Genomic DNA, 25,300 nt, shown 5'->3' on the forward strand with positions numbered 1-25,300 from the left:
GCCATCGCAGTCAGGCACCTGGTCAGCCGACCTCACGTTCCGACTCGATGTGGAGTTCCCGTATGCCCATTTCCCTTCGCCGTGGCATGACCGTCACCATGACCGCGACGCTGATCGCGACCGCCCTCCTGACGGCGAGCACCTCGCCGGCCAGCGCCGACGCGACCTCGGTGTACACCGTTTCGTCACCACTGCCCGCGGGGCAGAACGGCGACGTGGTCAAGTCGCAGCCCTCGACCTACAACGGCGCCAAAGCCACCCGGATCCAATACCTTTCCCGGGACAACAAGGACAAGCAGGTCGCCGTCAGCGGAACGGTCTTGGTGCCGTCGACCGCGTGGAGCGGTCCCGGCGAGCGGCCGATCGTGGCCTACGCACCGTTCACCTTCGGCATGGGCGCGCAGTGCGCTCCCTCGAAAACTTTGGCGGGCGAGGGTTCCCGGGACCTGGTTTCCGGATTCCAGAACGGTTTCGTCGACGCGCTGCTGGGCGCCGGGTTCGCCGTCGCGCAGACCGACTACCTCGGACCGTGGGTCGAGGGCAGTGGCGACCATCCCTACGTGAACCGGCTTTCCGAGGCGCACACCGTGCTCGACGTGGTCCGTGCGGCTCAGCGGTTGCCCGGGACCGGACTTCCCGGGAACGGCCCGGTGGGCATCGCCGGCTACTCCGAGGGCGGCAGTGCCGCCGCGGCGGCCGCGGAACTGGCTTCCACCTACGCGCCCGAACTGAACGTCAAAGGCGTCTATTCCGGCGCGCCGCCCGCCGACAAGGCCGCACTGGCCAAATCGCTGGACGGCGGAATATACCTGGGATTCCTGGGTTACGCGCTGATCGGGATCAATCAGGCCTACCCTGAGGCCAACTTGGTCGGCCTGGCCAATCCGGCCGGTGCCGAACTGTTCCTGCAGGCACGGCAGACCTGCACGCTCGACGCCGTTTTCAAGTTCATGTTCAAGCAGACGAGCTCGCTGACCAAGAACGGTCAGCCGGTTTCATCGTACCTGACACAGCCGCCGTTCGACGCGATCATCGCCGAGAACCGGATCGGGAACCTCAAACCCGCCATGCCGACCATGGTCCAGCACAGCCCGACGGACGACGTGATCCCCGCGGCGGTGGGCAAGCAGATGGCCAAGGACTGGTGCGGCAAGGGCGCCAACGTCCAGTGGAAGGAACTGGTCTCCCTCGCACCTTTCTTCTCCCACGCACTGGGCATGCCCACTGCGGCCACTGACGCCACGGCCTGGCTGCGGGCCGTGTTCAGCGGTCAGGCGGGCACCGGCAACTGCGGCCGGTTCTGATCACTCAAGCACGCGGAGGGCTTTTCCCGGACCGTACCGGGAAAAGCCCTCTCAGAACCTCGCGTGAATACCGGCGAGGACCGCGCCCAGACTGGGAAGCCACCGTTGCCGGGGGTCGGGGACGGTGAGCCATTCCAGCGCGACGTCCGGACGCCGGGCGCCGATCGGCAGCGGGAGAAGCGCGCCACCGGCGATCACCTCGACGTCCTTGGGCAGAGCGGCGCGCGGAGGAACGAGGCCGTCCGTCTCGGCGAGCATGGCCACGCGCGGCCCGAGTCGCGACGGGATGACGAACGCGGGCCCCTCGCAGCCTGTCGCGGCGAGGCCGTCGAGGACCGGTCCGGCACTGAGCCTGGGGACCGTCACCGCGCAGATGCCGTTCTCCAGTACCAGAAACGGCCGGGACCCCTGCCGTTTCACCGACCAGCCGAAGAGCCTGCCGTAGTAGGCCTCGAAGTCCTCGGCCGCCGATTCCCGCAGCGCGGAAGACTCGCTTGGCTGGATCTGCTGGTCGAGGGTCATCGGCGACGCCTTCCACTGGGCGGGGTGTGGAGTGCCTCTCACCGTAACGGCACTCAGTGTCATTAGCAAGCAGAACTGCTACCGTCCCCGCCATGACGGATCCGTCACGACGCGTACCGGCCACCCGGGTCGGGGCGACCCCCGCCGGCCGGCGCCAACTGCGCCGTTCGCTCGCCACCGCGGCGGTGGATCTGTTCGTGACCCAGGGATACGAAGCCACCACGGTGGACGAGATCGCCGCCGCCGCGGGAGTCGGCCGCCGCACGTTCTTCCGGTACTTCGACGCGAAGGACGACGTCCTCTTCGCCAATCACGACGAGATCGTGGCGGAGATGGAAGAGGTCTTCGCCACCGCGGACCCGGCGTGCGAGCCGGTGGAGGTGGGCTGCGCCGCGGTGCGCCTGGTACTCGACTCCTACGCCGCCGACATCGACGGTTCCCTCAAGCGCTTCACCTTGACCCGCACCGTGCCTTCGTTGCGGGACAAGGAGGTCGCGACCGTCGACCGCTATCAGCGCGTACTCGCCCGCTATCTCCAGGGCCGGTTCGAGGAGCAGGGCGACCCGATGGCCGCCCTGCGCGCGGCGGTGGCCGCCGCGGCGATCGCGGCCGCCAACAACCACGTGCTGCGCCGTTGGCTGCGCAGCGGTGGCAAGGACGACATCGCGGCCGGCGCGAACGAGGCGTTCACACTGGTCACCGACGCGTTCCGCACCGGCGGGCCCGCCGCGTCCGGCCAGGAGACCACCGTGGTCGCCGTGCTGAGTTCGGCGGCGCCCATGTCCGAGGTCATCGCCCAGGTCACCGCGGCACTGAACCGCGGCGGCGAACAGTAGGCACCCGGCCCGCACTGACACTCAGTGTCATTCACGCGGCGTCCCCGAATGTGAGCCATCTAACATCCGATTTGTCCGATTACCGGGGTGCCCGCCACCGGCATGCTGCAGGCGCATCAGTGATCGACACAAGGAGGCTCCATGACCGGCGAAAAGGCTGCGGCACAGTCGTTTCCGATGGCCCGGGCGGCGGGTTGCCCACTCGACCCGGCACCGGAATTGACCCGGCGGGCCGAACTCGAGCCGGTGTCGCGGGTGAGGTTGTGGGACGGCAGTACGCCCTGGCTGATCACGCGGCACGCGGACGTGCGAGCGGTGCTGGCCGACCCACGGGTCAGCGTCGACGCCACGCGGCCCGCCTTCCCGCACACCAACGCGGTGAGCAAGGCGCGTGACACGCGGATGAAAACGTTGATGCAGATGGACGCGCCGGAACACACCGCCCAGCGGCGGCTGCTGACGCCGGAATTCACGATCAAGAAGATGGCGGCCTTGCGGCCCCGGATCCAGCGGATCGTCGACGACCTCGTCGACGCGATGCTCGCCTCCCCCGGGCCGGTGGATCTGGTCGAGGCCTTCGCGTTGCCGGTCCCCTCACAGGTGATTTGCGAACTGCTCGGCGTGCCCTACACCGACCGCGACTTCTTCCAAGGCGTCGCGCGCACACTCGTGATGGACGAACTCGATCCCGGACAGGCCATGGCCGCCAGCGAACGACTGAACACCTACCTGGAAGACCTGGTGGCCGCGAAGAACGCTGAGCCTGGCGAAGACTTGCTCAGCACACTGACCGTCGAACAGTTCCGGACCGGCGCGATGACTCCCCGCGAGATCGCCACGCTGGGCCAGCTTCTCCTCGTGGCCGGACACGACACCACCGCGAGCATGATCACCTTGGGCACGATCGCGCTCCTGACCCACCCGGATCAGCTCCGAGAACTCCGGGACGGCGACGATCCCGCGGCGGTGGCCGGCGCCGTGGAAGAACTCCTGCGCTATTTGTCCATCACCCACACCGAAGCCCGCCGTGTCGCGCGGGAGGATCTGGAGATCGGTGGCCAACTCATCCGCGCCGGCGAAGGCATCATCGCCGTGAAGAGCGCGGCCAACCGGGACCGCTCGGCCTTCCCGGATCCCGACGGGCTCGACATCGGGCGCGAGTCCCGCCACCATCTCGCTTTCGGCCACGGCAAGCACTTGTGCCTCGGCGCCCCGCTGGCCCGGGCAGAGCTTCAGGTCGTCTACAGCACGCTCTATCGACGCATACCGACTCTGAAACTGACGGCACCTCTGGAGGAACTGGCCTTCGACGAGAACGCGATCTTCTACACGGTGCGGGAGCTACCCGTCACCTGGTGATCCGGAAGGGCCATGGGCGGCGTCGTTTTCCGGACGGCGCCGCCTGCCTCGGTGCCGCCCAGCATCGGACACGGCGAAGGGCACCCTCATCCCGTCACCCTTTGCCTTACCTCTCAATAGATGGAGTCGGCCCATTCGGGATGGTCGATGAAGGGATTGCGGTTGTGCTGGAACTGGTCGTAGATGACCTGGTTGCGGCGCTGCTCGCCGGCGTCGGGCGGATCCTGACTGTTCCACTTCAACAGCATCGAGAGACGGCCGATGTTGGGCTTGGAGCCGTTGTCGACGGCATCGTTGGGCTCCAGATCGGCAAAGCCGTCGGTGCCGTCGTAGCGAACGGCCATGTACAGGATCATGCGGGCCACGTCGCCCTTCGCCGCGTCCCGCGGCTCGAACGAATCGTCGTCGGTCAGGCTGCCGGGCGCTTCGTCGACCGGGGAACCACCGGCGTCGAAGTCCTTGTTCCCCCGGGTGCTGTTGACCGACACGTCCTCGGCACGCAGATGGTGCAGGTCGGTACCGGGCCCGGTCGCGGTGCCGAAGTCGCCGTGCGACTTCGCCCAGACATGTTCCCGGTTCCACTGGTCGACACCGCCGCCGTTGGCGGTCTTCGCTTGCGAGCGGCCGCTGTAGAGCAGCACGACGTTCGCCGCATTGGCGGGATCTTCGTCGGTGGCCTTGATCCCGTCCCACACCTGCTCGTAGGTCAGCTTGGTGTTGGTACTGATGATCTTGTGCAACGCCGACTTGAGTTCGGCACCGGTCTTGCCCACCGCGTCCTGGTAGTAGTCGTCGCCTGCCGCGAGTGGTCTCGCCGAGGCCGGCGCCGCCAAGGTGATCCCCACCGCGACGGTGAGCGCGACTACTTGGGCGATACGGCGGGCCGGCTGCATGAACAGTCCTCTCCCCAGAGGCGCCGCCCGGATCGCCGTTCGCCGACGACACCGGACAACGCACTAGTCATCTAGTTGGAAAAATACTGTCATGCTTGTCAATAGGCCCCCGCCGCCTGAGCGCTCACTCGCCGCCGGAACTGTTCCTCAGGCCCACATCCTGTCGTCCGACAGCACCGTCCTGAACTCTCCGTGCATGAACTCGATCCAGTGCGGGTACGTGGTGTCGTTGACGAGATCCCAAGGTACGAACGACTGACGCGAGCGTTCGTTCTCGGCGACCCCACGAAGATAGGTCCTCACCTTTTTTCGCGTCGAGTTCAGGTTCCGGGGAGTGTAGTGATCGTTGGGAACCCCGTAGGCCAGCATCTCCAGTGTCGCCGAGGAAACCCCCAGCGACGAGTCCGTGGCGAGCTGGCGGGACGGAGCGGGCGAGCGCCGGTTTCCGGAGCCGCGATATTTGAGATCGGCATGGTTGCTTTTCAGATGCCGCACGAATTGCGTGTACATTCCGCTCGTTCGCCTGTCTTTTTCCTTGACCTTCGCGATGTACTTCTTCGGATGACCGACCTGCGGTTCACCGTATCCATCCCAGAAAATGACACCCGCCTCCGCGGTTTTCCTGGAAACGGGCGGTGTTTCCAGGAATCGCTGGCAGATCAGCAGATCGGCGTTGACGTGGCCGGGAAAGACCGGTGTCACCTTGAGCACCTTCTGGACCTTGCCCCACGCGACCGTCGATCCCAGTCCCGGCGACATCGTCTCGAAGTCGTAGCTCAGCGCTTGCGCGATGGTTTCCTTGAACCACAGGAATTCCGGAGTGGGTGCCCGCCCCTGCACCCGTTTGCCGAAGCTCGTACCCTGGGCCGCCTCGAAGCCGTCCCGCCAAGTGGGCACGATCGGATGGCACAGTTCGACCACCACGTCGACGTCGCCGCGCGGGTCGATTCGGGTCCCCTTCACCGAAGACCCGTGCGGATAGACGTCGAAGCTGCAGCCAGTGGATGCCAGCATCCCGTGGATTCTTTCCTTCAAGAAGACGAAAGTAGCCATTCCGGCGTCACCGACCGTCATATCGACGATGTTGACACATCGCTTGCCCACTCGGCAATCTCGTGACCCGCGATATCGGGCGCACCCACAGAGTTTGTCAATCGATCTTGCGTAATCGCGCCAAGATCCGCGGCTCACCCGGGTTCGTAGGGATCCCACGTCACGCGGACCGTGGCGCGCTGCCCGTCCGGGGTGGTCAGCGTGATCGTTCCCGTGCTGTGCGCGCCGGGATCGTCGAGCGACGGATGCGGCTCCAACCGGACGATGATCTCCGCGCTTCCCGAACCCGACGCCGGGGAGATCGACAGCCGGCACTTGGGCATCGCGCACCCGGGCGCGGACACGGTCGCCGTCCACGTGTTCGCACCGCCGTCGAAGCCGACCGTGAACCGTTCTTGAAACTCCGATGCCCCGATGCGGACCGAACCGGTGCTGGTGCGCAGCGTTCCCGGGCTGGGCAACCACCGCACCATCACCGTCGCCTGCTGCCCGTCCGGCGTGGTCAGGCGCAGTGGAACGTCGCCACCGGTCCTGATCGGCCGGGTCAGCCGGACGGTCACGAGCGAGCCTTTGCCCGCGGTCAGCGAGCCACCGACAGGGCCGACACTCAGCGCCGGATGCGGGGACGATGTCGACCAGTTCAGGTTTCCCTTGGAGGCCGTGACACTGAAGGTCGCGGTGGAGGCTTGCGCGCCCAGGTCGAGCCGTGGCGCGGTGACGCCGATCCGGCCGGGCACCGGCCGCCGCACGGGCACCGTGACCTTCTGCCCGGTCGACGCCGTGACGACGATCCTTGCGCCGGACGGAATCGCGGCCTTCGGGTCGACAGTGATCTTGACCGGGATCGTGCGGCCCGCCACCACCGCGCCACCTGACGGCGCCACGGTGATCGAGGGGTCGGTGACGGTCGCGGTCCAGGACATGTCGCTGCCCGCGGTGACTCCCACGGACGCCGTGGTCCCGTAGAGGGGAAGGTCGACAGACGCCGGGGTGAGCGCCAGTACGCCGGGCGGCGGAGGTGTGATCGGAATCAGCGCGGCCGGGACGTCGCCCGGCACCGCGCCGGGGCCGGGAGTTCCCGGGAGCGCTTCGCCGCGGGCACCACCCTGATCCTGTCCCCCGCTGCTCCACTGCCCGGGAGTGCCGGGTGCGGCCTGCCCGGGAGCGGTGGTCGCGGGCGCTGAGCCCGAAGGGCCGCCCTGAGAGACATCGGCACCGGTCGTCGAGGGGACGATCAGGAGCAGCGTCAAGCCGAGGAGGGCGGGGATGCCCGGGGCGAGCCGGTGCCGGATGCGCCTCACGGGCCGTTCAGGACGCGAATCGTGCGAGTACGCGGTTTCGTGGGAAACCGGCTCGATCACGGGCGTGGTGTCACGAAGCAGCCAGGGCGCCCACATCGCGGGGACCACGACAACCCACGGCGACCACCGACGGCGGACACGTTCGCGCGCCTTGCCGAACTCCGCGCATCCCTCGCATTTCTCGTCGTGCTTGTCGAGGAAGCTCATCACCCTCTTGCGCAGGCCGTAGGGCATCACCTCGGTGTCCCGCACCCGATGACCGGCTTTGGCGAGGATCTTCGACAACCCCGCACAGGACCAGCCATGCCCGAGCGCCCGGACCATCAGCTCCGCCTCGACGGCCTTGGCCAGCCAGGTCTTCTGACGGTGAATCCGGGTGTAGGCCGTGCTGACCTTGATGTCCAGCTCGGCTGCCAGCTCTTGACCGTCGATGCCCTGGCCGAAATACAGGTCGTGGAATCGCCGCTTGTCAGCGGGAAGTGTTTTCTCGATAAGACCTACGAGCCGGATGAGCTCTTCACGCACTTCACTGTCGCCGATGGGCTCTTCGACCGACCCTACTTGATCGGAAAGCCGATTCTCAGGAAAAGTTTCACCCACTATCTCGCGCGGGCGTGGATTGCGAACATCCCGGCAATTACGCAAGAGAATCGTCGTCAACCAGCTTCGCACCGTCCGCGGTTTCTGGATCCTGTGCAATCCCGCCCAGGCGTCACCGAACGTGGACGTGACCATCCTCAGAGCGGTTTCGCGGTCGAACCCGTACCGGGAGCGGCAGACCTTGATCAAGTAGTCGCCATGGGACTCCATGATCTTCTCGAAGGCCTGCACCCGTTGCCCGGTGGGCGCGGCGGTGAAGTCTTCGACCTCCCTGCCGTACCTCACGTGCGCTTCCTCGGCGCCGTCGGCCGACGGCGCCAAAGCCGGCTGATCATCAACGTGCGTCACGGATTTCCTCCATCAAGTGCGCTTGCATTCTCACGGAGTACGTGCGCCTCGAAACCATTCCTTCCCCTTTTACCCGGAAGTTCACTCGATCGGTTGAGCAGTACTCCGAGTGAGTGCTTTGCGCTCGCGTCCGGTGATTTCGGGAAGAATTCCGGACTCCGCCACACGTATCTGCATGGACCAAGCCAAACGGCAACGAATCATTGTTCTGATCATGCTCTGCGCGGTCGTCGTGGCGGGAAACCTGCTGACCGACCCCGGCTCCGTGCGTGACGTGCTGCAACTCGTGGCGGCGCCCACCGCCGAGCTGAGCGCGATACTGCTGATGAGCGCCGTCAAGCGACGGAAGCGAACGGAGGCGACGAGCCCGGCACCCCGCTGATCTCGCGAACGGCGGGATCAGCACCACTGTCTACAGTAGACTACATCCGGCGTCAGCTGACCAGACCGGCACGGTGCGCGAGAATCGCGGCCTGCACCCGGTTGGTCAGCTTCAACTTGCTCAGGATGCGACTCACATGAGTCTTGACGGTCGCCTCGCTCAGATACAGGCGGCTCGCGACGTCGGCGTTGGCCAGCCCCTCCGCCACGGCGGCCAGGACCTCGCGTTCCTTGGCTGTCAGGACGTCCAGCTGTTTCAGCGCCTCGGCCTGGCGGGACGGTTCGCGTTCGGTGAAGGTGTGCAGCAGACGGCGGGTGATGCTCGGCGCGAGCATGGCGTCGCCCGCGGCGACCGCCCTGATCGCGGTGATCATGTCGTCGCCCGCGGAATCCTTGAGCAGGAACCCGACGGCGCCGTTGCGAAGTGCGGTTTGCACGTACTCGTCGAGATCGAACGTGGTCAGCACGATGACCCTCGGCGGTCGCGGCAGGGACTGCAGCCGCGCGGTCGCGGCGAGCCCGTCGGACTCCGGCATCCGGATGTCGACCAGCGCGACATCCGGCTGGCACCGCTCGGCCTCTTCCACTGCGGAGATCCCGTCGGATGCTTCGGCCACCACCGACATGTCACCGGCCGCCTCCAGAATGGTGCGCAGCATGGACCGCACCATCCATTCGTCGTCGACCACCATCACCCGGATCATGAGCCGGATCCCGTCGACGGCAGCGGAATGACCGCTTCGACCTCGAACCCGCCGTCGAGGGTCGCCCCGCAACTGAGCGCGCCGCCGATCAGCCTGATCCTCTCCCGTAGGCCGATGATCCCGAAGCCGCCATCGGGCAGTGTGTCCGGCACCGGAACCGAGGCAGGCCGCTGATTGGTGATGATCAGCCGGAACTCCTCGGGACCGTAGACCATGCGGATCCGGGTGTCGGCGTTCTTCGCATGCTTGTGCACGTTGGTCAGTGCCTCCTGGACGACACGGTAACTTGCCTGTTCCACGATGGACGGCAGCGGACGGACCTCACCGAGTGTCTCCACTTCGACCCGGGCGCCCACTGCGCGGGACTGAGCGGCGAGTCCGGCGATGTCCTCGATGCGGGGCTGCGGGGACAGTGGCGCGTCACCGATCCGCAGCACCTCCAGCACTTGCCGGAGTTCGCTGAGCGCGTCCCGGCCGATGGACCGGATCTTCTTGGTCAGCTGGAGTCTTTCGCTGTCCTCCGAGACCTCCGCTGTCGCGGCGTGCAACACGATCAGGCTGACCCGGTGCGCGACCACGTCGTGCATGTCGCGAGCGATGCGGGTGCGCTCCTCGGCGCGGGCCTGTTCGGCGAGCAGATCGCGTTCGCGCTCCAACCGGGAAGCGCGTTCGAGCAGATTGTCCACCAGTTCACGATGAGTGAAGCTCCACAGGCCGAGCAACGTCGGTGCCAGGCAGAGTGCCGTACTGATCGGAACGCTCGCGTCGAAACCGCCGAGGCGCCAGAAGGGGAATCCGACGATCACCAGCGCGATCGCGGCGATGACGGCCATCAACCGTCGCGACTTCTCGAAAGCCGCCAGCGCGTACAGGCCGAAGACCACCCCGACGATCGCCGAAAGCATCGTCCAGCTGACGAGGCTCGCGACCACCAGGAAAATCGGCTTGCGCCTGCGCACCATCGCGGCGGCGCCCGTCAGCAGGGCGACCGGGATCGAGGCGATCAGCCGGTTGTCACCGCCGAGGAGAGGAAAGCCGAAGTCGGGGGCGAACTGCTGTGGCCCCGACCAGAGGAAAGTGCCGATCACGCACGCCAGCGCCACCGCCGAATCGATGATCATGTGACGGCGCCCCGATGGTTTCCACCCACACCACCGCTGGGCGGAACTCAGCGAGATCATCCTCCGAGTCTAGAGGGAATGATCGAGTGGAGCCGGAGTACGTGATCCGGACGTACCGGATCAGTCGATCGATGTAGCCGGTGGCGGTAATGACGCGACTTCCGGCCTACCGGTGGGATCACTTCGTGCGACGCGGACGGCGCCGGCCTTCTCCTAGGTTCGGACCCACAGGCGAGAGGGACCACGTAATGACCTGCGCCTGCACCGAAAGCAGGAGAGGTGACCAGCATGAATCCCTCGAACAGAACGGGTGCCGATGTCCAGGTACGGACAGCGGCCGCCCGGCTGACGCGGACGCAGTGGGCGTTCGCCGCGTTCTCGGTCCTCACCGCCCTGGTGATCATCCCCGGCGAGAACGCCGTCCTCCCGCTCATCCAGAGCCTGGGCTTCGCGGGCTATCTTCTCGCCGCCGCGGTTTCGGCCTGTTGCGCGCTGCGCTCCGGGACTTCGCGAGCCCGCCGGACGGCCATCGTCTTCCATCTGGTGTTCATCCCGGTGCAGTTCCTGTTCAGCTTCCCCGGACCGCTCCCGCTCGCCGGCATGGCTTTCTCCGCGGTGATTCTCGGCTTCTTGCGGCCGACTTTCCCAAGACTGTCCCCTGGTAAAAGGAAACTGTGGGTGATGCTGCATGTCGGGCTGTCGGTGAGCTGGCTCGGTATCGCGGTGGCCATGGTGGTACTCAGCACCGTGGGCTATACCACGGAAAGCGCCATATTGCGGCATTCCTCCTACGAATTGATGCACGTCTTCGATCTGTTCATCGTCATTCCTACGATGATGCTGTCCATTCTCACTGGCCTGGTGGTCTCGCTGGGCGGCAAATGGGGCCTGGTGAAGCATTGGTGGGTCCTGCTCAAACTCGTGATCGCGTTGTGCATTCCGGCGGCCGCGATCGTGGAAAGCCAGTGGGTACGGGAACTCGCCGAACGGACCGCCGACCCGGCCACCCAGCCCGGTGGAACCGGGCTGACGCTGATGATCTGCATGATCGTCTTCGCGGCCGTGTTGTGGACGGCGACCTATCTGTCCGTCTTCAAACCCGGTGGCAAGACCCGCTGGGGCACGAAACCACCTGTCACACGAGTTCGCGCTGGTGAAGGTTCGCAGCGAAGCGAGCACAGCGTTCCAGGCCCCTCGTCTACGAGCACTCACTGAAAGCTGCTGCCGATGACGGTCGCGGACGACGGTGCTCTCTACGATGGGGAGGTGTTCTCTTTGACGGAGCCGCCGTTGTTCGCCCGGTTGAAATCGGCGTCGAATGTCCTTCTGGCCGGGGCAGGTGGCGGATTCGACGTCTACGCGGCTCTGCCGCTGGCCTTCGCGTTACGAGCCCAAGGCAAGCGGGTGCACCTGGCGAACCTGTCGTTCAGCGAACTCGCGCGACTCGATCTGGACGACTGGGTGGCACCGGACGTCGCGGCCGTCGGGGCCGACAGCGTGGGCAGCGACGACTACTTCCCCGAACGCACGCTCGCCCGGTGGCTACGCGATCAGGGCCTGCCATCGACGGTGCACGCGTTCCCCCGCACCGGGGTCCGGCGGTTGCGGGCGGCCTATCGCGCGCTCGTGCGGCATCTGGGCGTGGACGCGATCGTGCTGGTGGACGGCGGCACGGACATCCTCATGCGCGGCGACGAGTCCGGGCTCGGGACGCCCGAAGAGGACATGACCAGCCTTGCCGCCGTCTCCGCGATCGAGGACGTCGACAGGCTCGTGGCGTGCCTGGGTTTCGGGATCGACTCCTATCACGGCGTGTGCCACTCCCACGTGCTGGAGAACCTGGCCGCGCTCGACCGGGCCGGTGGCTACCTGGGAGCGCTGTCGATCCCTTCCGCGTCACCGGAAGCGCAGGCCTACCGGGATGCCGTCGCGCACGCGCAAGCGGCCACCCCGATCCGGCCGAGCATCGTGAACGGGCAGATCGCGGCGGCGCTGCGAGGAGAGTTCGGGAACGTGGCGTTCACTTCGCGCACGGCGGGCAGCGAACTGTTCGTGAACCCGCTGATGGGCATGTATTTCACCGTCGACCTGAGGATGCTCGCCGCGTCCGTGGGCTACCTCGACAGGCTGCGGGACACCGAAACCATGCTCGACGTGGCGCGGGCCATCACGGACCACCGCGACACCGTGCTCCTGCGGCCGGGGCAGGCCTTTCCGCACTGATCGAGTCGTGAAGGGAAATGCGGCTGAGGTGCCGGCTGGTCCCGGCCACGCCACACCGGCCTACCGGCCGGGCACCTCACGACGTACCTCCGACAGGATCCGAAGAGTGCGGGGAAAGTCCCGTAGTTCCTCGGCCAAGGTATCGAGAACCGGGCTCAGAAACCCGTCGGTGATCCCCCGCGCCGCCAGAAACCCTTCGAGCCATTCGAGATGTTCGGCGAACGGCCGCGATTCGCCGACATAGACCGCCGCGCCGAGGAAGTCGACGATCTGCGTCAAGCTGTCGCGAAACCAGGCGCGGTCATCGTGGTCGCGGGGGAAGACGTCGAGCACGGTTCGCATGGCGCGCACCAGCCGCGGTCGGAGCCGCGTCACGAGCGTGTACTCCTGGTCCGCCAAATGGGGCAGATCCTCGATCGGCCGATGGGTGTCACGGGGACTCACCGGAAGTGCCCGCGCGAGCTCGACCGCGGCCTCGCGCGGGCCCGGCGCCCACAGGTCCGCGCCGAGCATCGACGCGTAACGCCCGTCCGGGCCGAAGGCGCTGCCGCCGATCACGACGGCCGTTCCGGCGCCGTGGCAGGCACAAACGGTCGTATGCGCTGTCGGCAGACGAGGCGCCAGGGAACCGGACAGCGCCACCATCTGCGGCTTGGTGCTCCTCACGTGCGCGATCAAATGCGGCGGGGGCACTTGCCCGCCGAGGAAGTCGACCTGGAAACCACGCAATATCAGCACTTCGGCCAGCAAGCGGGCCGCCAGTACGTGCCATTCCCCATCCACACACGCCACCACGACGCGGGGCAGATGCGGCCGGGGACGGCCGACGGCGATGCCGAGGCTGACGATGACCCGCTCGTTGATCGCCGTGGCGGCGTGCTCCTGGGCGACCGTGAGCCGGTTCGTGGCCCACTGTTCGCCTATCCGGCGCTGCGCCCCGCCGATGATCTCCAGCAGGACGGTCTCGGCCCCCAGCCCCGCGTCCAGGCCCGCCAGCGCGGCCTTCCTCGCGGCCGTCTCGTCCCCTGACACCGCTGCCCGCAGCAGCGCGTCTCTCGGCCTTCGCGTCGCGTCATCAGCCATGTGGTGACCGGGAGGGCATTTCGGCGACCCCTCCTCGGGATAGTGCCGGTGCGGAAACCTGTCAGACTCGGAGTCGCTGAACCGGCACTCGCCGTTACCGGATTACGCCGGTTCAGCGACCCTTGCGGAACGCCCTCAGGGACATCTGCCACGAAATCGGCCGTCACGACGACGCGATCGGTCACCTCGGCCAGGCTCCGCCGAGGTCCGGTCCTACCTGAAGCAAGCCCGCTGAACGCCCCTAGTGGAAGGTAAGTGGCACCTTCTTCAGCTCGCCCGTGTCAAGATCGGCGGCGACGACCTCGCATCCTCCGCCCGGAGCCTTGCAATCGTAGTCCAGCTCGTCCCAGGACAGATATCGGAAGACCGTGGCCGTGGTCGATATACCACCGTTCGCATCCGAAATCGGGTATCCGATGGTGTAACAGTCTCCCTCTATCGTGCATTCGAGCAGCATCGTCTGCCGATTCGGCGTGAAGCCACCGATGCCGACACTGACGATTTGCTCCGCGGCGAGATTCGTCGACGGCGAAACGGTCAGCGTCCAGTCCGATTCCCTTGCCGCTGCGGCAAAGAACGTGCTACCGAGGCCCAGCACGGCGATCAGGGCGACAAGCGCACCCTTGACGGCAAGACTCGATGATTTCATTGGTCCCCCTCCACGGAAACTTACCGGAATAAGTCTGCCGTCGACGCCGGAAGGGCGTCAACCGCCGACAGTGAGAGGAATTCAGGCGGCCCTTTCCTTGTCATATTCCTTCTTGACCGCCATCGAGATCTTGTCACGTTCCTCGGTCCTGAAACCGGCCGCCTCGCAGCACCGGAGGTCCTGTCCCGCCGCGGCGGTGCCGCCCGCGCCCTCCGAGGTAGGGCTAGCCCTACCTCGGAGATCATTGTCTCCTCGGTGGGTTCGCGCCCCGCGCTCGATCAGACTCCTCACCATGGTTCTGGTACAGGATTCGAAGGACGCACCGCCGCGGGATGTCGTCGAGCTCGCCGACGTCACGAAGGTGCACCCTGGCGGGGTGCGAGCGCTCGACGGTGTCACCGTCGGGTTCGGGCGAGGCTCGTTCACCGCGGTGATGGGGCCGTCGGGCTCGGGCAAGTCGACACTGCTGCACTGCGCCGCCGGGCTGGACAGGCCGTCGAGCGGCCGGGTCGTGCTCGCGGGGCAGGACATCGCCGGGCTCCGCGAGCCGAAGCTGACGGCGGTGCGGCGGGCACACGTCGGGTTCGTGTTCCAGTCGTTCAACCTCGTCGACTCGTTGTCGGTGTGGGACAACGTGTTGCTGCCGCAGCAGCTGGCAGGCAAGCGCCCGGACCGCGAGTGGGCGAAGGAGCTGTTGGCGCGGGTGGGGCTCGCCGGCCGGGAAAAGGCGCGGCCGGGTCAGCTGTCCGGTGGGCAGCAGCAGCGGGTCGCCCTCGCCCGCGCGCTGGCCTCCCGCCCCGGGGTGATCTTCGGTGACGAGCCGACCGGCGCGCTCGACCTCGCCACCGGTCGCGAGGTGCTGGCCCTGTTGCGCCGGTTCGTCGACGAATTCGGCGCGACGATCGTGATGGTCACCCACGATCCGGCGGCAGCGGCCTGGGCGGACAGGGTGGTGTTCCTCGCCGACGGACGGGTCGCGGGCGAGTTGCCCGCTCCCACGGCGGAGCAGGTTTCGGCACGGATGATGGAGCTGACCAAATGATCGTGAAACTGGCGGTGGCGAGCGTCAAGCATCGCCTCGGCTCCTTCGTCGGCACTCTCCTGACCGCCTTCCTCGCGGTCGCCCTGATCGCGGGCAGCGGCCTGCTGCTGTGGTCGGTCCTGACCGCGGGCCCGGGCTCCGATCGCTTCGGGGGTGCCGACGCCGTGGTCGCCGGGCACCGCTCGATCACCCTGACCACCGAGGAGGACAAGGGCGACAAGGTCAAGGTCAAGACGAAGGACGAGCGGCTCACCGGCGCGGAACCACTGCCGTCCGCCGTCGTCGAAACGGTCGCCGGCACTCCCGGTGTGACCACGGCGATCGCGGACTACGCGTTCCCGGTCGCGCTCGACCTCGGTGGCGAACCGCTCCGCGCACCGGACGCCACCACCGTGGCGCACGGCTGGGCGTCCGCCGAAGTGACCCCGTATCCGCTGAGCGACGGCGCCGCACCGCGACCCGGCGAAGTCGTGGTCCAGGGCGGGTTCGGTGTCCGTGTCGGGCAGACGGTGCGAGTGACCAGCCGCTCCGGGGTCCGCGAGCTTCGGGTCAGCGGTGTGGTCGGCGGCGACGTTCCGGGCCAGGCGGCGGTGTTCGTCGCGGATTCCCAGGTCGCCGAGGTGTCCGGGTTGACCGGGCCCACCGCCGTCGTGGTCCGCGGTTCGGAGGCCGGTCTCACCGCCTTGCGGGATCGGCTCGGTGCCACGGCGACCGTCCACACCGGAGCGGACAAGGTGACCGCCGATCTCCCCGGCGCGGTGCCCGACTACATCGGCGCCATCTCGATCTTCGGTTTCGTCCTCGGTATCACCGGGTTCGCGGCGGTGTTCGTGCTCACCGGAACGGTGTCGCTCGCGGTCCGGCAACGGCTGCGCGAACTGGCGATGCTGCGCACGGCCGGTGCCACCCCGAGGCAGCTGCGCGGCATGCTGCGCCTGGAGATCACGCTCGTGACCCTGGTCGCGGCCGTTCCCGCACTGCCGATCGGGATCGTGGTGGCGGAACTGGTGGCCGCCCGGTTCCGGGAGCTCGGCGCGGTACCGCCGCAGTTCACCGTGTCGCTGAACGTGCCGGTGCTGATCGCCTCGGTACTGGCAGGTCTGCTGGTGACGGTGTCCGCCACCGGCATCGCGGCCCGCCGGGCGACGCGGATCGCGCCGACCCAGGCACTCCGGGAAACGGTCACCGCGGGCCACATCGGCTGGGTGCCGCGGGTGGTGGCCGCGGTCGTACTGGCCGGTGGCGCGGCCGCGGTGCTGACCCTGGTCCCGCTCGGCGGCCAGTTCGGCATGGGCATGGGCTTCGTCTCGTGTTCGCTGCTGCTCTGCGCGGTCGCCGCGCTCGGGCCGATCGCGGTCGGCGCGCTGACCGCCGTGGTGTCCCGGCTGGGCGCCGTCACCGGGGTGCTCGGCCGTCTCGCCGGCGCGATGACCCGCGCCGAGAGCCGCCGGGTCGTCGGGGTCGCCATCCCGCTGACCCTGATGTTCGCGATCAACGCCACGATGCTGCTCAACGGCGACATCCTGACCAAGGTCACCGCCGATCAGCAGGCCGCGCGGACCGCGACGGCGACCGTGCGGGTAGCCGCCACCAACGCGCCGGGCCTGCCGCTGACGACCGCGGCCGAGGTCGCCTCACTGTCCGAGGTGACGGGGTCCGCGGCGACCGTCGGCACCCGTGTGGTCGTCGACGAGGGCGGCAAACCGGAGGACTACGCGGCCCAGGGCCTGCGGACCACCGGCGAGCAGGCACTCGATCTCGGCGTCACCGCGGGCGAACTGCCGCTGCAGGACGGGACGGTCGCGGTGAGCGGCCCGCTCGCCGAGGCACGTGGCTGGAAGATGGGCGACCGGCCGGTGTTCTGGCTGGCCGACGGCACCCGGGCCGACCTGACCGTGGTCGGTGTCTACGCGAACTGGCGCGGCTTCGGTGACCTCGTCCTGCCCGCCGGACTCGTGGCCGCCCACGACCCCCGCGGTCTCGTCGGTGCCTTGTACCTGCGAGGCCCGGCGGACCTGGCCGAAAAGGTCGGCGAGCGGTGGCCGACGCTCGCGGCGACCGGCGCCGCGGACCCGAAGGCGGGCACGGCGGACGTCCAGAACCAGCAGGCCGCCTGGGAGCTGATGGTGGTCATCTCGCTCGGCTTCACCGCGATCGCCGTGGTCAACACCTTCGCCATCGCCACCGGCGCCCGTCGCCGCGAGTTCGCCGATCTGCGGCTGGCCGGCGCCACGGCACGCCAGCTGCACCGGATGCTCGGCCGGGAAACGTTCATCACCGTCATCGTCGCGCTCGTGCTCGGCTGCTTGATCAGCGGTGCGGTGGTGGGCACGTTCAGCGTCGCGCAGGACGGGCAGTGGCGGCTGTTCGCCGAACCGGTGCGGTATCTGGCTTTGATCGCCGGGGTCGGTCTGCTCGGTCTGGTCGCCGGGGCGGTCCCCGCCCGCTTGGTGATCAAACGCCGGTCACTGCCCGCTCTCAACGGCTAAGTTGACCTTCATGATCCGCCGCGGGGCCGGCGCACTGGCCTACCTGCTGACCAGCCTGGTGCTGGGGCCCGCCACCTTCGTGTGGGCCCTGGTCACCACGCTGGTCAGCGGCGTGCTCTCGTTCACCTACCTCGGTCCGCCCGCGTTCCTCGCGGTGACGTGGGCGACCCGCCGGATCACCACGCTCGAACGCCTGCGAGCGGGCCTGGTCCTCGGCAGGGCGGTCGAATCCCCCTACGATCCGTTGCCGCGTGCCCACCCGTGGGCGCGCGGCCGCGCGGTGATCCGGGATCCGGCGACCTGGCGAGACCTCGCGTGGCTGCTTCTGTTGCCGCTGGCCGGGGTCGCGGGGCTGGCAGGCGCACTCATCGCGGTGGTCGACCTCGGCGCGATCGTCGCGCCGCTGTGGCTGTGGGCGGTGCCCAACCCTTATCTGCCGCCGATCGTGGACTGGCTGTTCAACACCGTCGGCGGCCGGTTCGCGCTCACCGTGATCGGGCTGGCGCTGGCACCCGCGGTGTGGTGGCTCGTCGTCACGATGGCCCGGCTGCAGGCCCGGCTGGCGGCGACCCTGCTCGAACCGGGGCCGCGGGCCCGGCTCGCCCGGCGGGCCCGCGAACTGTTCGCCACCCGCCGCCGCGTGGTGGACGTGCAGGCCGCCGAACTCCAGCGGATCGAACGCGACCTGCACGACGGCGCGCAGGCGAGAATGGTGGCCGCCGGGATGACCCTCGCGCTGGCGGACCGCAAGATGCGCATCTCCGGCCAGCCCGCGATGGACGACGTGCGAACCGCGCGCAGGCAACTCGACGAGGCCTTGGCCGAACTGCGCAGGCTGGTGCGCGGCATCCACCCGCCGATCCTCACCGACCGGGGACTGGTCGCCGCGCTCGCGGCCTTGGCGGGCGACGCGCCGCTCCCCATCGGAATCGAAGCGGGAGCACTCGGCGAAATCCCGTCGTCGGTCGAGTCGGCCGCCTACTTCCTGACCGCCGAGTCGATCTCCAACGTCGTCAAGCACGCCGCCGCGGATTCGTGCACCGTGACCATCAGCCAGTCCCCCGGCCTGCTCACGGTCAGGATCCGCGACGACGGCCAAGGCGGCGCCGACCCGCTCGGGTCCGGTTTGGACGGTCTGCGCCGTCGGATCGAAGCACTCGACGGCACCCTGTCGATCACCAGTCCGGTCGGTGGCCCGACCGTCATCCACGCGGAGCTGCCATGCGCATCGTGATCGCCGAAGACCTTCTGCTGCTGCGTGACGGGTTGGTGCGGATGCTCACCGATACCGGGCACACCGTCGTCGCCGCGGTCGCCACCGCCCCCGAACTCGAGGCCGCGGTGGCCGAACACGTGCCCGATCTGTCCATAGTGGACGTCCGGATGCCACCGGGTTTCCGTGACGAGGGACTGCGCGCCGCGCTCGCCATCCGCCGCCGTGCACCGAAGACACCGATCCTGATCCTGTCGCAGTACGTCGAGCGCGCGTATGCCGCCGAACTGATCGCCGACGGCAACGGCGCCGTCGGCTACCTGCTCAAGGACCGGGTGACCGCGCTGGACGAGTTCCTCGACGCCGTCGAGCGCGTCGCCGCCGGCGGTACCGCGATGGACCCAGAGGTCGTGCGGCAGCTTTTCGCCCGCAACAACGGCGACCACGGGATCGCCACCCTCACCGCCCGCGAACGCGAAGTCCTCGGCCTGATCGCGCAAGGCCACTCCAACTCCGCCATCTGTTCCGAACTCGTCCTCGCCCCCGCGTCGGTGGAAAAACACATCAGCAACATCCTGGCGAAATTGGACCTGCCGCCCGCCGACGACAGCCACCGCCGGGTACGCGCGGTGCTGGCCTACCTCAACCACTGACGGACGGCCACGGCGCCTGTCCGGGCCGCGCGCGTCCGCGCGGCCCGGACGGGTCGATCAGCCGTTGGCGGCGCTGGTGTTGACGTCGCCGTTGACGCCCTTGGGGAAGAACCCGCCGGAGGTGACGGCCTTCGGGTTCAGGTAGACGATGTTGAGGACCTGCCCGGGGGAACGGCTGTAGGCGATGCCGTTGCCGTCGGTGGGCACGATGTTGGCCCGGCCGTTCTTGTCGACGACGCCTTGGTCGAGGTCGGTGGTGCCGTCGAGGCTGTCTCGGGCGTTGGAGAGTTTGACGCTGGCTTCGCGGAGGTCCCGGCCGAGCAAGCCGAGGCCGAGGAGGCCGCCGGTGTGCTGGTAGAGCGCGGTGCGGATGTTCGCGGCGTGATAGGCCTCGACAGCGAGGATCCCGGCCGCGGCCTCGAGATAAGTCTTGTTGCTGATCAGCGGCGCGGCGCCCTTGTAAGCGGTGACGCCGACGTCTTCGAACAGGTACGCCGCCAGGAGGAAGTTCTCCTCGCAGGCGAACGCGTCGAAACTCTGTCCCTTGCGGACCAGGCCCGCCGCCTGTGCGGCCGCGGTGAAGCTGGCCTGCAGGTCGATCGCCGGACGGCTCACCGCCGCGGATCCGAGCGCGGTGCGCAGGAATTCGACGTGCGCCTTCTCGTCCCCGGCGATCTCCTGGGCGTACTGCTTCGTGGCCTTCGTCTTGAACTTCACCGCCCGCCCGCCGCTGACCCCGCCCCGGGTACCGGTACCGGTGGTCAGCGAGTCGGCGAGCCCCTTTCCGGTGACGGCGTGCAGGTAGAATTCGGCTTCGAGGTACTCGAGGTTGAGCGCGAAATTGAGCACCGCGCCGTCGCTGACCCCCTCGGCCGCAGCCTGTGCGACGGCCGGGCGCGGAGCAGCGGACGCGATGGAGCCGCCCAGGCCGCCGAGAGCGCCCGCTCCGACGACACCCAGCCCGGTCACCCCCGCGGCACGCAGGAATCGGCGGCGATCCTGTTCGTTCTCCGCACTGCGATTGATCATCGACGCGGCATAACGCTTGCCGAACACGAGCGATCTCCTTCCCGCCCGTGTCCTGCCTGCGCACAACGACGGGCGTACCCGCCCACCAGGCCGTAGCCGTCGGCGGACGAGGCTCTACTACGCGGACACCCGGTTTTCGTGCTGGGCGGACGATCAGCTTGGTCTTGTCCCGGCTTCGGCCGGAATTCACCAGAAACCGACGTCGCGGCCCCCACGATCCGATGAACAATCCCGGGCGATCAGGAATTGAACTGGGCCAGGTCCCGGTCGTAACCTGTGAAAAATGCAGTGGACGACGCTTCTCGCCACGCTCGTCGGGGCGGCCATCGCCATGGGAACCTCGTTGGGAGTGCAGGCGCGCAAGGACAGGCACGAATTGGCGGCAGAGTGGCGGCAGATCCGGCGCGACATGTACATGACCTTTCTTTCCGTATTGGCGAGGTCGCGCAGCGAATTGCTGGCGCTTTCGAAGAAAAATGACCTGACCGAAGCGGAACTCGACGAGACGGCCCGTCAGGTGTTCGCGTCCTGCTACGAGCAGCGCCACCATCTCGAAGTGGTCGCGCCGCCCGCTGTGACGAAGGCCGCGCTGGCCTACTTCCGGACCGTCCGCGCCCTGCGCAACGTGGTGGCGGCGGGCAACGGCGTCACCGACCCGGAATGGAAGGCCAACGCAGGCCAGATCAAACACACCTTGGAGTCCGTGCAGTCAGCGATGCGAGACGACTTGCAGCGAAGGTGACTCGCCTGCCTCGAGGTCCGTAACGGCGCGCTCGTTCCCGGCGACTACCTGACGCAGCCCGGGTGACGGGTGGAGTGCGAGGTGGCCATGGGTACTCCGGACCTGTTCGAGCACGCCTACACGGCAGCCGTGTCCGAGGAACTGCCACCGGATCCGGTGGCGCAGGAGCGGCCAGGTCGCGAACTGAGGCTACGGCGAGCGCCGTCGGCGGCGATCGCGCTCGGCGGATGTGTGGTGACGCCGGACAGGGCGATCGATCCCGGCTACGTGGTGATCGAAGACGGGGTCGTCCGGGCCGTCGAGCCTGTCGCGCCCGAGGCCGTGGAAGTGATCGACACCGGCGGCGTGATCGTTCCCGGGTTGATCGACCTGCACGGCCATCCCGAGTTCAACGTGTTCGCCGCGTGGGAACCGCCGCAGTCGTACGTCAACCGGTACGCCTGGCGGGGCAGCGAGCTCTACGCGAAACTCGTTCGTGGGCCACAAAATCTGCTCCTGGAGAAACTGTCGCCGTGGACCCAGCTGCGGTACGCCGAGATCCGCGCGCTCGTCGGCGGGGTGACCGCGATCCAAGGCGCCGGACAGCAAGCCTCCCGCTATCAGGACGAAGCCCTCGTCCGCAACGTCGACAAATGGATCTTCGGCGGGCAAGTGGGCCGCGCGATGATCGACCTGCCGTCCGGCACGCGAGGCGCGGACAGTCTCACCAGCATCCTCCGAGGCATCTCCGCGGGCACCGTGAAGGCGTTCTATCTCCATCTGGCCGAAGGCAAGCCGTCCAACTCGCGGTCAGCGACCGAGTTCGACACTCTGGTCGAACTCGGCGGCCTCACTCCCGCCACCGTCATCATCCATGGCACCGCCCTCTCGGAGACCCAACTCGGCGACGCGCACGACGCGGGCGCGAAGCTGGTGTGGTCCCCGCAATCGAATCTGCGCCTCTACGGCGAAACCACCCGGGCCGCGCACGCCGTGCGGCTGGGAATGCCGGTAGGGCTGGGGGCCGACTGGCTCCCCTCGGGATCGAGCAGCCTGCTCGCCGAAATGAAGGTCGCCCGGCGATCCCTCGCCACCCAAACCGGGCACGATCCAGGAGCCCGCAAACTCGTCGACATGGTCACCCGCGACGCCGCACGGATCGCCGGTCTCGAGGACATGCTCGGCACCATCGCCGCGGGCCGCCCGGCCGACCTGGCCGTGTTCGAACGACACCACGACGACCCGTGGGAAAACGTCGCGACGGCCGACCCGTCCCACGTTCAGCTCGTGCTGATCGGCGGCGACATCGCCTACGGACACCACGACCTGGTACACCGGCTTGTCGGCCACGACGCGGCTGACGACTTTGAGAGCCTGCTCGCCTGGGGCAAACCCATGCTGCTCGACACCGGTTACCAAGCACGTCCCGGCGAAGCGGCCCCTCCCAGGCTCAGCGCGCTCCGCACCGAGCTGATCAGCGCCTACCCGCAAGTGGGGCCGATCTTCGCCTGATCGGTACGGCACCCAGGACCCGCGCTCCTCCGACCAAGGTCGCACCACCGCACTCGACCCCGGTCTAACGCGGTTTGGCCGCTGGCCCGATGTGCTGCCGATGTCGAATGGACAGACTCGTCGCCGAGCCAAAAAGCCGGGATCGTCCTTCGGGAGGCCAGTCATGTTCAAGAAGGTGCGAAGCCGCCAGATCGCCCGGCGGGTCAAACCCGGCGACGGGCACGCGCTGCCTCGGTTCCGCTGGTGGCAGCAGGTCGGCCGCGCACTGTTCTACCTCCGTCTGGCCGACGACGGTGGGGAAACCGTTTACGCCGTCGACGTCCGGCAGGGACGGACCGACTCCTCCGGTTACGCCAACGCCGATCTGTACCTCGACGGGAGACATCACGCCCGATCCCGGCTCCCGGCCGCCTTCCCCGTCCAGGGTGGCACGATCGAAGTGAAGAAGAGCGCCTTCGGGCTCAAGCGGTGTCACTACGTCACCGCCGGCGGAGCCGAGCGCCAGCTCCACCCGGATCGTGCCTCGGCCGAAGGGCGCCGTGCCCATTTCGACCACGCCCATCCCTCGCTCAGCCGCGGGATCAGGTTCTTCTCCTCGGTCGTGCTCCTCGTCTCCTTGGCCGTCCTGATCATGCAACTGATGGAGAAGCTGACCCGGCCGGCGCCGATCGCCGCGCATATCGGGACCTTCACCTCGCCCGTGGACCTTCCGGTGTGGCTCAACATCGCGGTCGGGGTCGCCGCGGCGCTGGCCAGCACGGAACGGGCGCTACGGCTGCGGTACCACTGGCTACTCGATGGCGGCGCGGGATGACCGGCTCATCTGCTTGATTCTGGTGCACCTGGTCCGGGCCGCAGCACGTCGGGTCTGTGGCAGAGGACTCCGGAAGCCGTTGGTACTCCTCATGAACCCGCCGCACGGCGAGGGGCACGAAGCCGTTCGACACCAGCGGTTCACTCTCCGCGCATATGCCGAAACCGTGAAAGTGACAACTCGATCTTGCTTCTCCGGCCGAGATTCACCTCCGGCCACATAGCGAGTGCCGTCCGGTTCTTGAAACGGTGGTGCTACGGATTCGACTCGCAAAGGAGAAGCTATGCGTACCATGAAAGGGAAGATCGCCGCACTGCTCGTAGCCGGTGCGGCGGCGGTGACACTGGCACCATCGGCGAGCGCGGCGCCTCTACCGAACTTCTCGGTGGGTCTCCAGCTGAGCGATGGCGGCTGCCGCACCGAGTTCGGCACCCCAGGGTTCACCAGATTCGCCAACTTCGGCGGCACAAGCGCCACCCCGTGGGTCAGTGACACCACCAGGTTCGATCCGGACTGCGCCCGCATCTTCCTCAACCCCGCGTTCGGCGGCGGGCTGCTCAGGGGCGATATCGACTTCCGCATCGGCGGCCGGGCACGGGACAACAACGGCAGGGAACTCGGCGCCATCGTCTACACCCCTTGGGCAAGCGACGGCGGCGGGAACACCGAGGGAATGATCACCGACTCCAACTCCTTCGATCCCGACGAGTACCAGTTGTTCCTCGAGACCCGGCCGCTGCCACCGGGTGCGGGGTTCACCGACTTCCGCTTCATGATCTTCGCGCGCGACGCCGGTGAGGGTGACGGAGAAGCGAAGTTCACGCCGTGGGCGAGCCAGAACGGTGGCCCGAGCCCGTATGCGCCGGACCGCAACCTGTTCGACCCGGACGGCTACGTGATCGGGCTGGAGGTCGTCTAGTTCCGTGGGACCACAACGAAAAGCCCGCTCCCGGCGCGGGCTTTTCGTCCGTCGGGCGATACCAGCCGACGGTGCGTACGCGTCTTCGTAGGTCAGAGGCCCGTGACGTGGGATTCATCGCGATGCGGGTCGAAACACGGCACCGGCGCGCGGGTTCCACACCACGGTCGTCCAGTCGTCGGGCTCGCCGCCGGTGAGCCAGCACAACGAGTCGCCGTTACCGGTACGGGCCCACTCCAGTACGCCACCGGGTTCCGGCCATAGCGGGAACGGCACCGCTTCCGGCCACTCGTCTCGAAAGCCCCCGGCCATTCCGAGGAGATCACGCGCGCTCCCGGCGAGATCGTCGGGGCTCAGCAGATAGATGTCATCGAAATCTCCCGCTCCATAACGAGCAGCCAGCTCCTTGAAGTCAGCCGGCAGGACGAGCCCGAGCTCGACCTCGACCGCCCGCCAGTCGCCGAAACCGACCGGGGTCTCCGACGGCGTGACCAACCGGACCAGATCATCAAGTGTCGCCACGCCGCGACC

General features: G+C 67.8%; 24 protein-coding genes. 14 read left to right on the top strand and 10 right to left on the bottom strand.

What is annotated here, in order from left to right; all coding sequences use genetic code 11:
• Positions 1-62 precede the first annotated feature (62 nt).
• Complete coding sequence (locus tag BKN51_RS19925; RefSeq protein WP_101609076.1) at positions 63-1,304, top strand: lipase family protein; 1,242 nt, start codon at positions 63-65, stop codon at positions 1,302-1,304.
• Positions 1,305-1,355: 51 nt separating this feature from the next.
• On the opposite strand, the gene BKN51_RS19930 is transcribed toward BKN51_RS19925, so the two are convergent.
• Positions 1,356-1,826: a glycogen operon protein GlgX gene (locus BKN51_RS19930; protein ID WP_101609077.1), complete on the bottom strand. Its 471-nt coding sequence runs from the start codon at positions 1,824-1,826 to the stop codon at positions 1,356-1,358.
• A gap of 92 nt (positions 1,827-1,918) precedes the next feature.
• On the opposite strand from BKN51_RS19930, the gene BKN51_RS19935 reads away from it, so the two are divergent.
• Both BKN51_RS19935 and BKN51_RS19940 read left to right on the top strand, forming a co-directional pair.
• Positions 1,919-2,662 carry a TetR family transcriptional regulator gene (locus tag BKN51_RS19935; RefSeq protein WP_101609078.1) on the top strand — a complete coding sequence of 248 codons (744 nt, stop codon included), beginning with the start codon at positions 1,919-1,921 and terminating at the stop codon, positions 2,660-2,662.
• 141 nt (positions 2,663-2,803) lie between these two features.
• Positions 2,804-4,021, top strand: coding sequence for a cytochrome P450 (locus BKN51_RS19940; RefSeq protein ID WP_101609079.1), 1,218 nt, complete (start codon positions 2,804-2,806; stop codon positions 4,019-4,021).
• Positions 4,022-4,134: 113 nt separating this feature from the next.
• Here BKN51_RS19940 and BKN51_RS19945 read toward each other — a convergent pair whose 3' ends face one another.
• The 3 genes from BKN51_RS19945 to BKN51_RS43165 form a co-directional block, all read right to left on the bottom strand.
• Positions 4,135-4,914, bottom strand: coding sequence for an endonuclease I family protein (locus tag BKN51_RS19945; protein WP_101609080.1), 780 nt, complete (start codon positions 4,912-4,914; stop codon positions 4,135-4,137).
• A 147-nt stretch (positions 4,915-5,061) separates the two neighbouring features.
• Positions 5,062-5,838, bottom strand: a complete 777-nt coding sequence (locus BKN51_RS19950; protein WP_158255840.1) for a hypothetical protein — start codon at positions 5,836-5,838, stop codon at positions 5,062-5,064.
• Between the two features lie 263 nt (positions 5,839-6,101).
• Complete coding sequence (locus BKN51_RS43165) at positions 6,102-8,216, bottom strand: sigma-70 family RNA polymerase sigma factor (RefSeq protein ID WP_146044434.1); 2,115 nt, start codon at positions 8,214-8,216, stop codon at positions 6,102-6,104.
• A gap of 214 nt (positions 8,217-8,430) precedes the next feature.
• On the opposite strand from BKN51_RS43165, the gene BKN51_RS19960 reads away from it, so the two are divergent.
• On the top strand, positions 8,431-8,598 hold the full coding sequence (locus tag BKN51_RS19960) for a hypothetical protein (protein WP_158255839.1): 168 nt from the start codon (positions 8,431-8,433) through the stop codon (positions 8,596-8,598).
• A gap of 52 nt (positions 8,599-8,650) precedes the next feature.
• Here the strand turns inward: BKN51_RS19960 and BKN51_RS19965 are convergent, their stop codons facing one another.
• Together BKN51_RS19965 and BKN51_RS19970 are read right to left on the bottom strand one after the other, a co-directional pair.
• Positions 8,651-9,301 carry a response regulator gene (locus BKN51_RS19965; RefSeq protein ID WP_101609084.1) on the bottom strand — a complete coding sequence of 217 codons (651 nt, stop codon included), beginning with the start codon at positions 9,299-9,301 and terminating at the stop codon, positions 8,651-8,653.
• A complete protein-coding gene (locus tag BKN51_RS19970; protein ID WP_158255838.1) occupies positions 9,298-10,422 on the bottom strand; it encodes a sensor histidine kinase in 1,125 nt (374 codons plus the stop codon). The genes BKN51_RS19965 and BKN51_RS19970 overlap by 4 nt, the downstream gene beginning before the upstream one ends.
• 288 nt (positions 10,423-10,710) lie before the next feature.
• Between BKN51_RS19970 and BKN51_RS19975 the strand changes: the two genes are divergently transcribed.
• Both BKN51_RS19975 and BKN51_RS19980 read left to right on the top strand, forming a co-directional pair.
• Positions 10,711-11,637 carry a hypothetical protein gene (locus tag BKN51_RS19975; protein WP_101609086.1) on the top strand — a complete coding sequence of 309 codons (927 nt, stop codon included), beginning with the start codon at positions 10,711-10,713 and terminating at the stop codon, positions 11,635-11,637.
• 51 nt (positions 11,638-11,688) lie between these two features.
• Entirely contained in the window at positions 11,689-12,645 is a 957-nt protein-coding gene (locus BKN51_RS19980) for a DUF1152 domain-containing protein (RefSeq protein WP_101613332.1), read from the top strand.
• Positions 12,646-12,705: 60 nt separating this feature from the next.
• Here the strand turns inward: BKN51_RS19980 and BKN51_RS19985 are convergent, their stop codons facing one another.
• Positions 12,706-13,728: a cobalamin B12-binding domain-containing protein gene (locus tag BKN51_RS19985; protein ID WP_101609087.1), complete on the bottom strand. Its 1,023-nt coding sequence runs from the start codon at positions 13,726-13,728 to the stop codon at positions 12,706-12,708.
• Between the two features lie 241 nt (positions 13,729-13,969).
• Positions 13,970-14,377, bottom strand: coding sequence for a neocarzinostatin apoprotein domain-containing protein (locus BKN51_RS19990; protein ID WP_101609088.1), 408 nt, complete (start codon positions 14,375-14,377; stop codon positions 13,970-13,972).
• Between the two features lie 292 nt (positions 14,378-14,669).
• Here BKN51_RS19990 and BKN51_RS19995 point away from each other — a divergent pair, with 292 nt between their 5' ends.
• Genes BKN51_RS19995 through BKN51_RS20010 form a run of 4 tightly spaced genes read left to right on the top strand, consistent with a single transcriptional unit; the run spans position 14,670 to position 19,774 of the window.
• Positions 14,670-15,419, top strand: coding sequence for an ABC transporter ATP-binding protein (locus BKN51_RS19995; RefSeq protein WP_101609089.1), 750 nt, complete (start codon positions 14,670-14,672; stop codon positions 15,417-15,419).
• Positions 15,416-17,908 carry an FtsX-like permease family protein gene (locus BKN51_RS20000; RefSeq protein WP_233224270.1) on the top strand — a complete coding sequence of 831 codons (2,493 nt, stop codon included), beginning with the start codon at positions 15,416-15,418 and terminating at the stop codon, positions 17,906-17,908. The genes BKN51_RS19995 and BKN51_RS20000 overlap by 4 nt, the downstream gene beginning before the upstream one ends.
• 10 nt (positions 17,909-17,918) lie before the next feature.
• Positions 17,919-19,142 carry a sensor histidine kinase gene (locus BKN51_RS20005; RefSeq protein ID WP_101613334.1) on the top strand — a complete coding sequence of 408 codons (1,224 nt, stop codon included), beginning with the start codon at positions 17,919-17,921 and terminating at the stop codon, positions 19,140-19,142.
• Positions 19,130-19,774: a response regulator transcription factor gene (locus BKN51_RS20010; protein ID WP_101609090.1), complete on the top strand. Its 645-nt coding sequence runs from the start codon at positions 19,130-19,132 to the stop codon at positions 19,772-19,774. Before BKN51_RS20005 ends, BKN51_RS20010 begins: the two co-directional genes overlap by 13 nt.
• A gap of 57 nt (positions 19,775-19,831) precedes the next feature.
• Here BKN51_RS20010 and BKN51_RS20015 read toward each other — a convergent pair whose 3' ends face one another.
• The gene (locus BKN51_RS20015; RefSeq protein WP_101609091.1) at positions 19,832-20,830 is read right to left on the bottom strand and encodes a ferritin-like domain-containing protein; all 999 of its coding nucleotides are present in this window, start codon (positions 20,828-20,830) and stop codon (positions 19,832-19,834) included.
• A gap of 256 nt (positions 20,831-21,086) precedes the next feature.
• Between BKN51_RS20015 and BKN51_RS20020 the strand changes: the two genes are divergently transcribed.
• The 4 genes from BKN51_RS20020 (at position 21,087) to BKN51_RS20035 (ending at position 24,769) form a co-directional block, all read left to right on the top strand.
• Positions 21,087-21,545, top strand: coding sequence for a hypothetical protein (locus tag BKN51_RS20020; RefSeq protein WP_101609092.1), 459 nt, complete (start codon positions 21,087-21,089; stop codon positions 21,543-21,545).
• Between the two features lie 87 nt (positions 21,546-21,632).
• Positions 21,633-23,036: an amidohydrolase family protein gene (locus BKN51_RS20025; RefSeq protein WP_101609093.1), complete on the top strand. Its 1,404-nt coding sequence runs from the start codon at positions 21,633-21,635 to the stop codon at positions 23,034-23,036.
• 163 nt (positions 23,037-23,199) lie between these two features.
• On the top strand, positions 23,200-23,850 hold the full coding sequence (locus tag BKN51_RS20030; RefSeq protein WP_101609094.1) for a hypothetical protein: 651 nt from the start codon (positions 23,200-23,202) through the stop codon (positions 23,848-23,850).
• A 283-nt stretch (positions 23,851-24,133) separates the two neighbouring features.
• Positions 24,134-24,769 carry a hypothetical protein gene (locus BKN51_RS20035; protein ID WP_101609095.1) on the top strand — a complete coding sequence of 212 codons (636 nt, stop codon included), beginning with the start codon at positions 24,134-24,136 and terminating at the stop codon, positions 24,767-24,769.
• 114 nt (positions 24,770-24,883) lie between these two features.
• On the opposite strand, the gene BKN51_RS20040 is transcribed toward BKN51_RS20035, so the two are convergent.
• Positions 24,884-25,291 carry an SMI1/KNR4 family protein gene (locus tag BKN51_RS20040; RefSeq protein WP_101609096.1) on the bottom strand — a complete coding sequence of 136 codons (408 nt, stop codon included), beginning with the start codon at positions 25,289-25,291 and terminating at the stop codon, positions 24,884-24,886.
• Positions 25,292-25,300: the final 9 nt, after the last annotated feature.

The sequence above is a fragment of the Amycolatopsis sp. BJA-103 genome (genome assembly GCF_002849735.1).
Taxonomy (GTDB): Bacteria; Actinomycetota; Actinomycetes; order Mycobacteriales; family Pseudonocardiaceae; genus Amycolatopsis.

Excerpts from the sequence above, each read along its gene's own strand:
- BKN51_RS19925 (WP_101609076.1), top strand. The coding sequence starts at position 63 with ATGCCCATTTCCCTTCGCCGTGGCATGACCGTCACCATGACCGCGACG.
- BKN51_RS19930 (WP_101609077.1), bottom strand. The coding sequence starts at position 1,826 with ATGACCCTCGACCAGCAGATCCAGCCAAGCGAGTCTTCCGCGCTGCGG.
- BKN51_RS19935 (WP_101609078.1), top strand. The coding sequence starts at position 1,919 with ATGACGGATCCGTCACGACGCGTACCGGCCACCCGGGTCGGGGCGACC.
- BKN51_RS19940 (WP_101609079.1), top strand. The coding sequence starts at position 2,804 with ATGACCGGCGAAAAGGCTGCGGCACAGTCGTTTCCGATGGCCCGGGCG.
- BKN51_RS19945 (WP_101609080.1), bottom strand. The coding sequence starts at position 4,914 with ATGCAGCCGGCCCGCCGTATCGCCCAAGTAGTCGCGCTCACCGTCGCG.
- BKN51_RS19960 (WP_158255839.1), top strand. The coding sequence starts at position 8,431 with ATGCTCTGCGCGGTCGTCGTGGCGGGAAACCTGCTGACCGACCCCGGC.
- BKN51_RS19965 (WP_101609084.1), bottom strand. The coding sequence starts at position 9,301 with ATGATCCGGGTGATGGTGGTCGACGACGAATGGATGGTGCGGTCCATG.
- BKN51_RS19970 (WP_158255838.1), bottom strand. The coding sequence starts at position 10,422 with ATGATCATCGATTCGGCGGTGGCGCTGGCGTGCGTGATCGGCACTTTC.
- BKN51_RS19975 (WP_101609086.1), top strand. The coding sequence starts at position 10,711 with ATGAATCCCTCGAACAGAACGGGTGCCGATGTCCAGGTACGGACAGCG.
- BKN51_RS19985 (WP_101609087.1), bottom strand. The coding sequence starts at position 13,728 with ATGGCTGATGACGCGACGCGAAGGCCGAGAGACGCGCTGCTGCGGGCA.
- BKN51_RS19990 (WP_101609088.1), bottom strand. The coding sequence starts at position 14,377 with ATGAAATCATCGAGTCTTGCCGTCAAGGGTGCGCTTGTCGCCCTGATC.
- BKN51_RS19995 (WP_101609089.1), top strand. The coding sequence starts at position 14,670 with ATGGTTCTGGTACAGGATTCGAAGGACGCACCGCCGCGGGATGTCGTC.
- BKN51_RS20000 (WP_233224270.1), top strand. The coding sequence starts at position 15,416 with ATGATCGTGAAACTGGCGGTGGCGAGCGTCAAGCATCGCCTCGGCTCC.
- BKN51_RS20005 (WP_101613334.1), top strand. The coding sequence starts at position 17,919 with ATGATCCGCCGCGGGGCCGGCGCACTGGCCTACCTGCTGACCAGCCTG.
- BKN51_RS20010 (WP_101609090.1), top strand. The coding sequence starts at position 19,130 with ATGCGCATCGTGATCGCCGAAGACCTTCTGCTGCTGCGTGACGGGTTG.
- BKN51_RS20020 (WP_101609092.1), top strand. The coding sequence starts at position 21,087 with ATGCAGTGGACGACGCTTCTCGCCACGCTCGTCGGGGCGGCCATCGCC.
- BKN51_RS20025 (WP_101609093.1), top strand. The coding sequence starts at position 21,633 with ATGGGTACTCCGGACCTGTTCGAGCACGCCTACACGGCAGCCGTGTCC.
- BKN51_RS20030 (WP_101609094.1), top strand. The coding sequence starts at position 23,200 with ATGTTCAAGAAGGTGCGAAGCCGCCAGATCGCCCGGCGGGTCAAACCC.
- BKN51_RS20035 (WP_101609095.1), top strand. The coding sequence starts at position 24,134 with ATGCGTACCATGAAAGGGAAGATCGCCGCACTGCTCGTAGCCGGTGCG.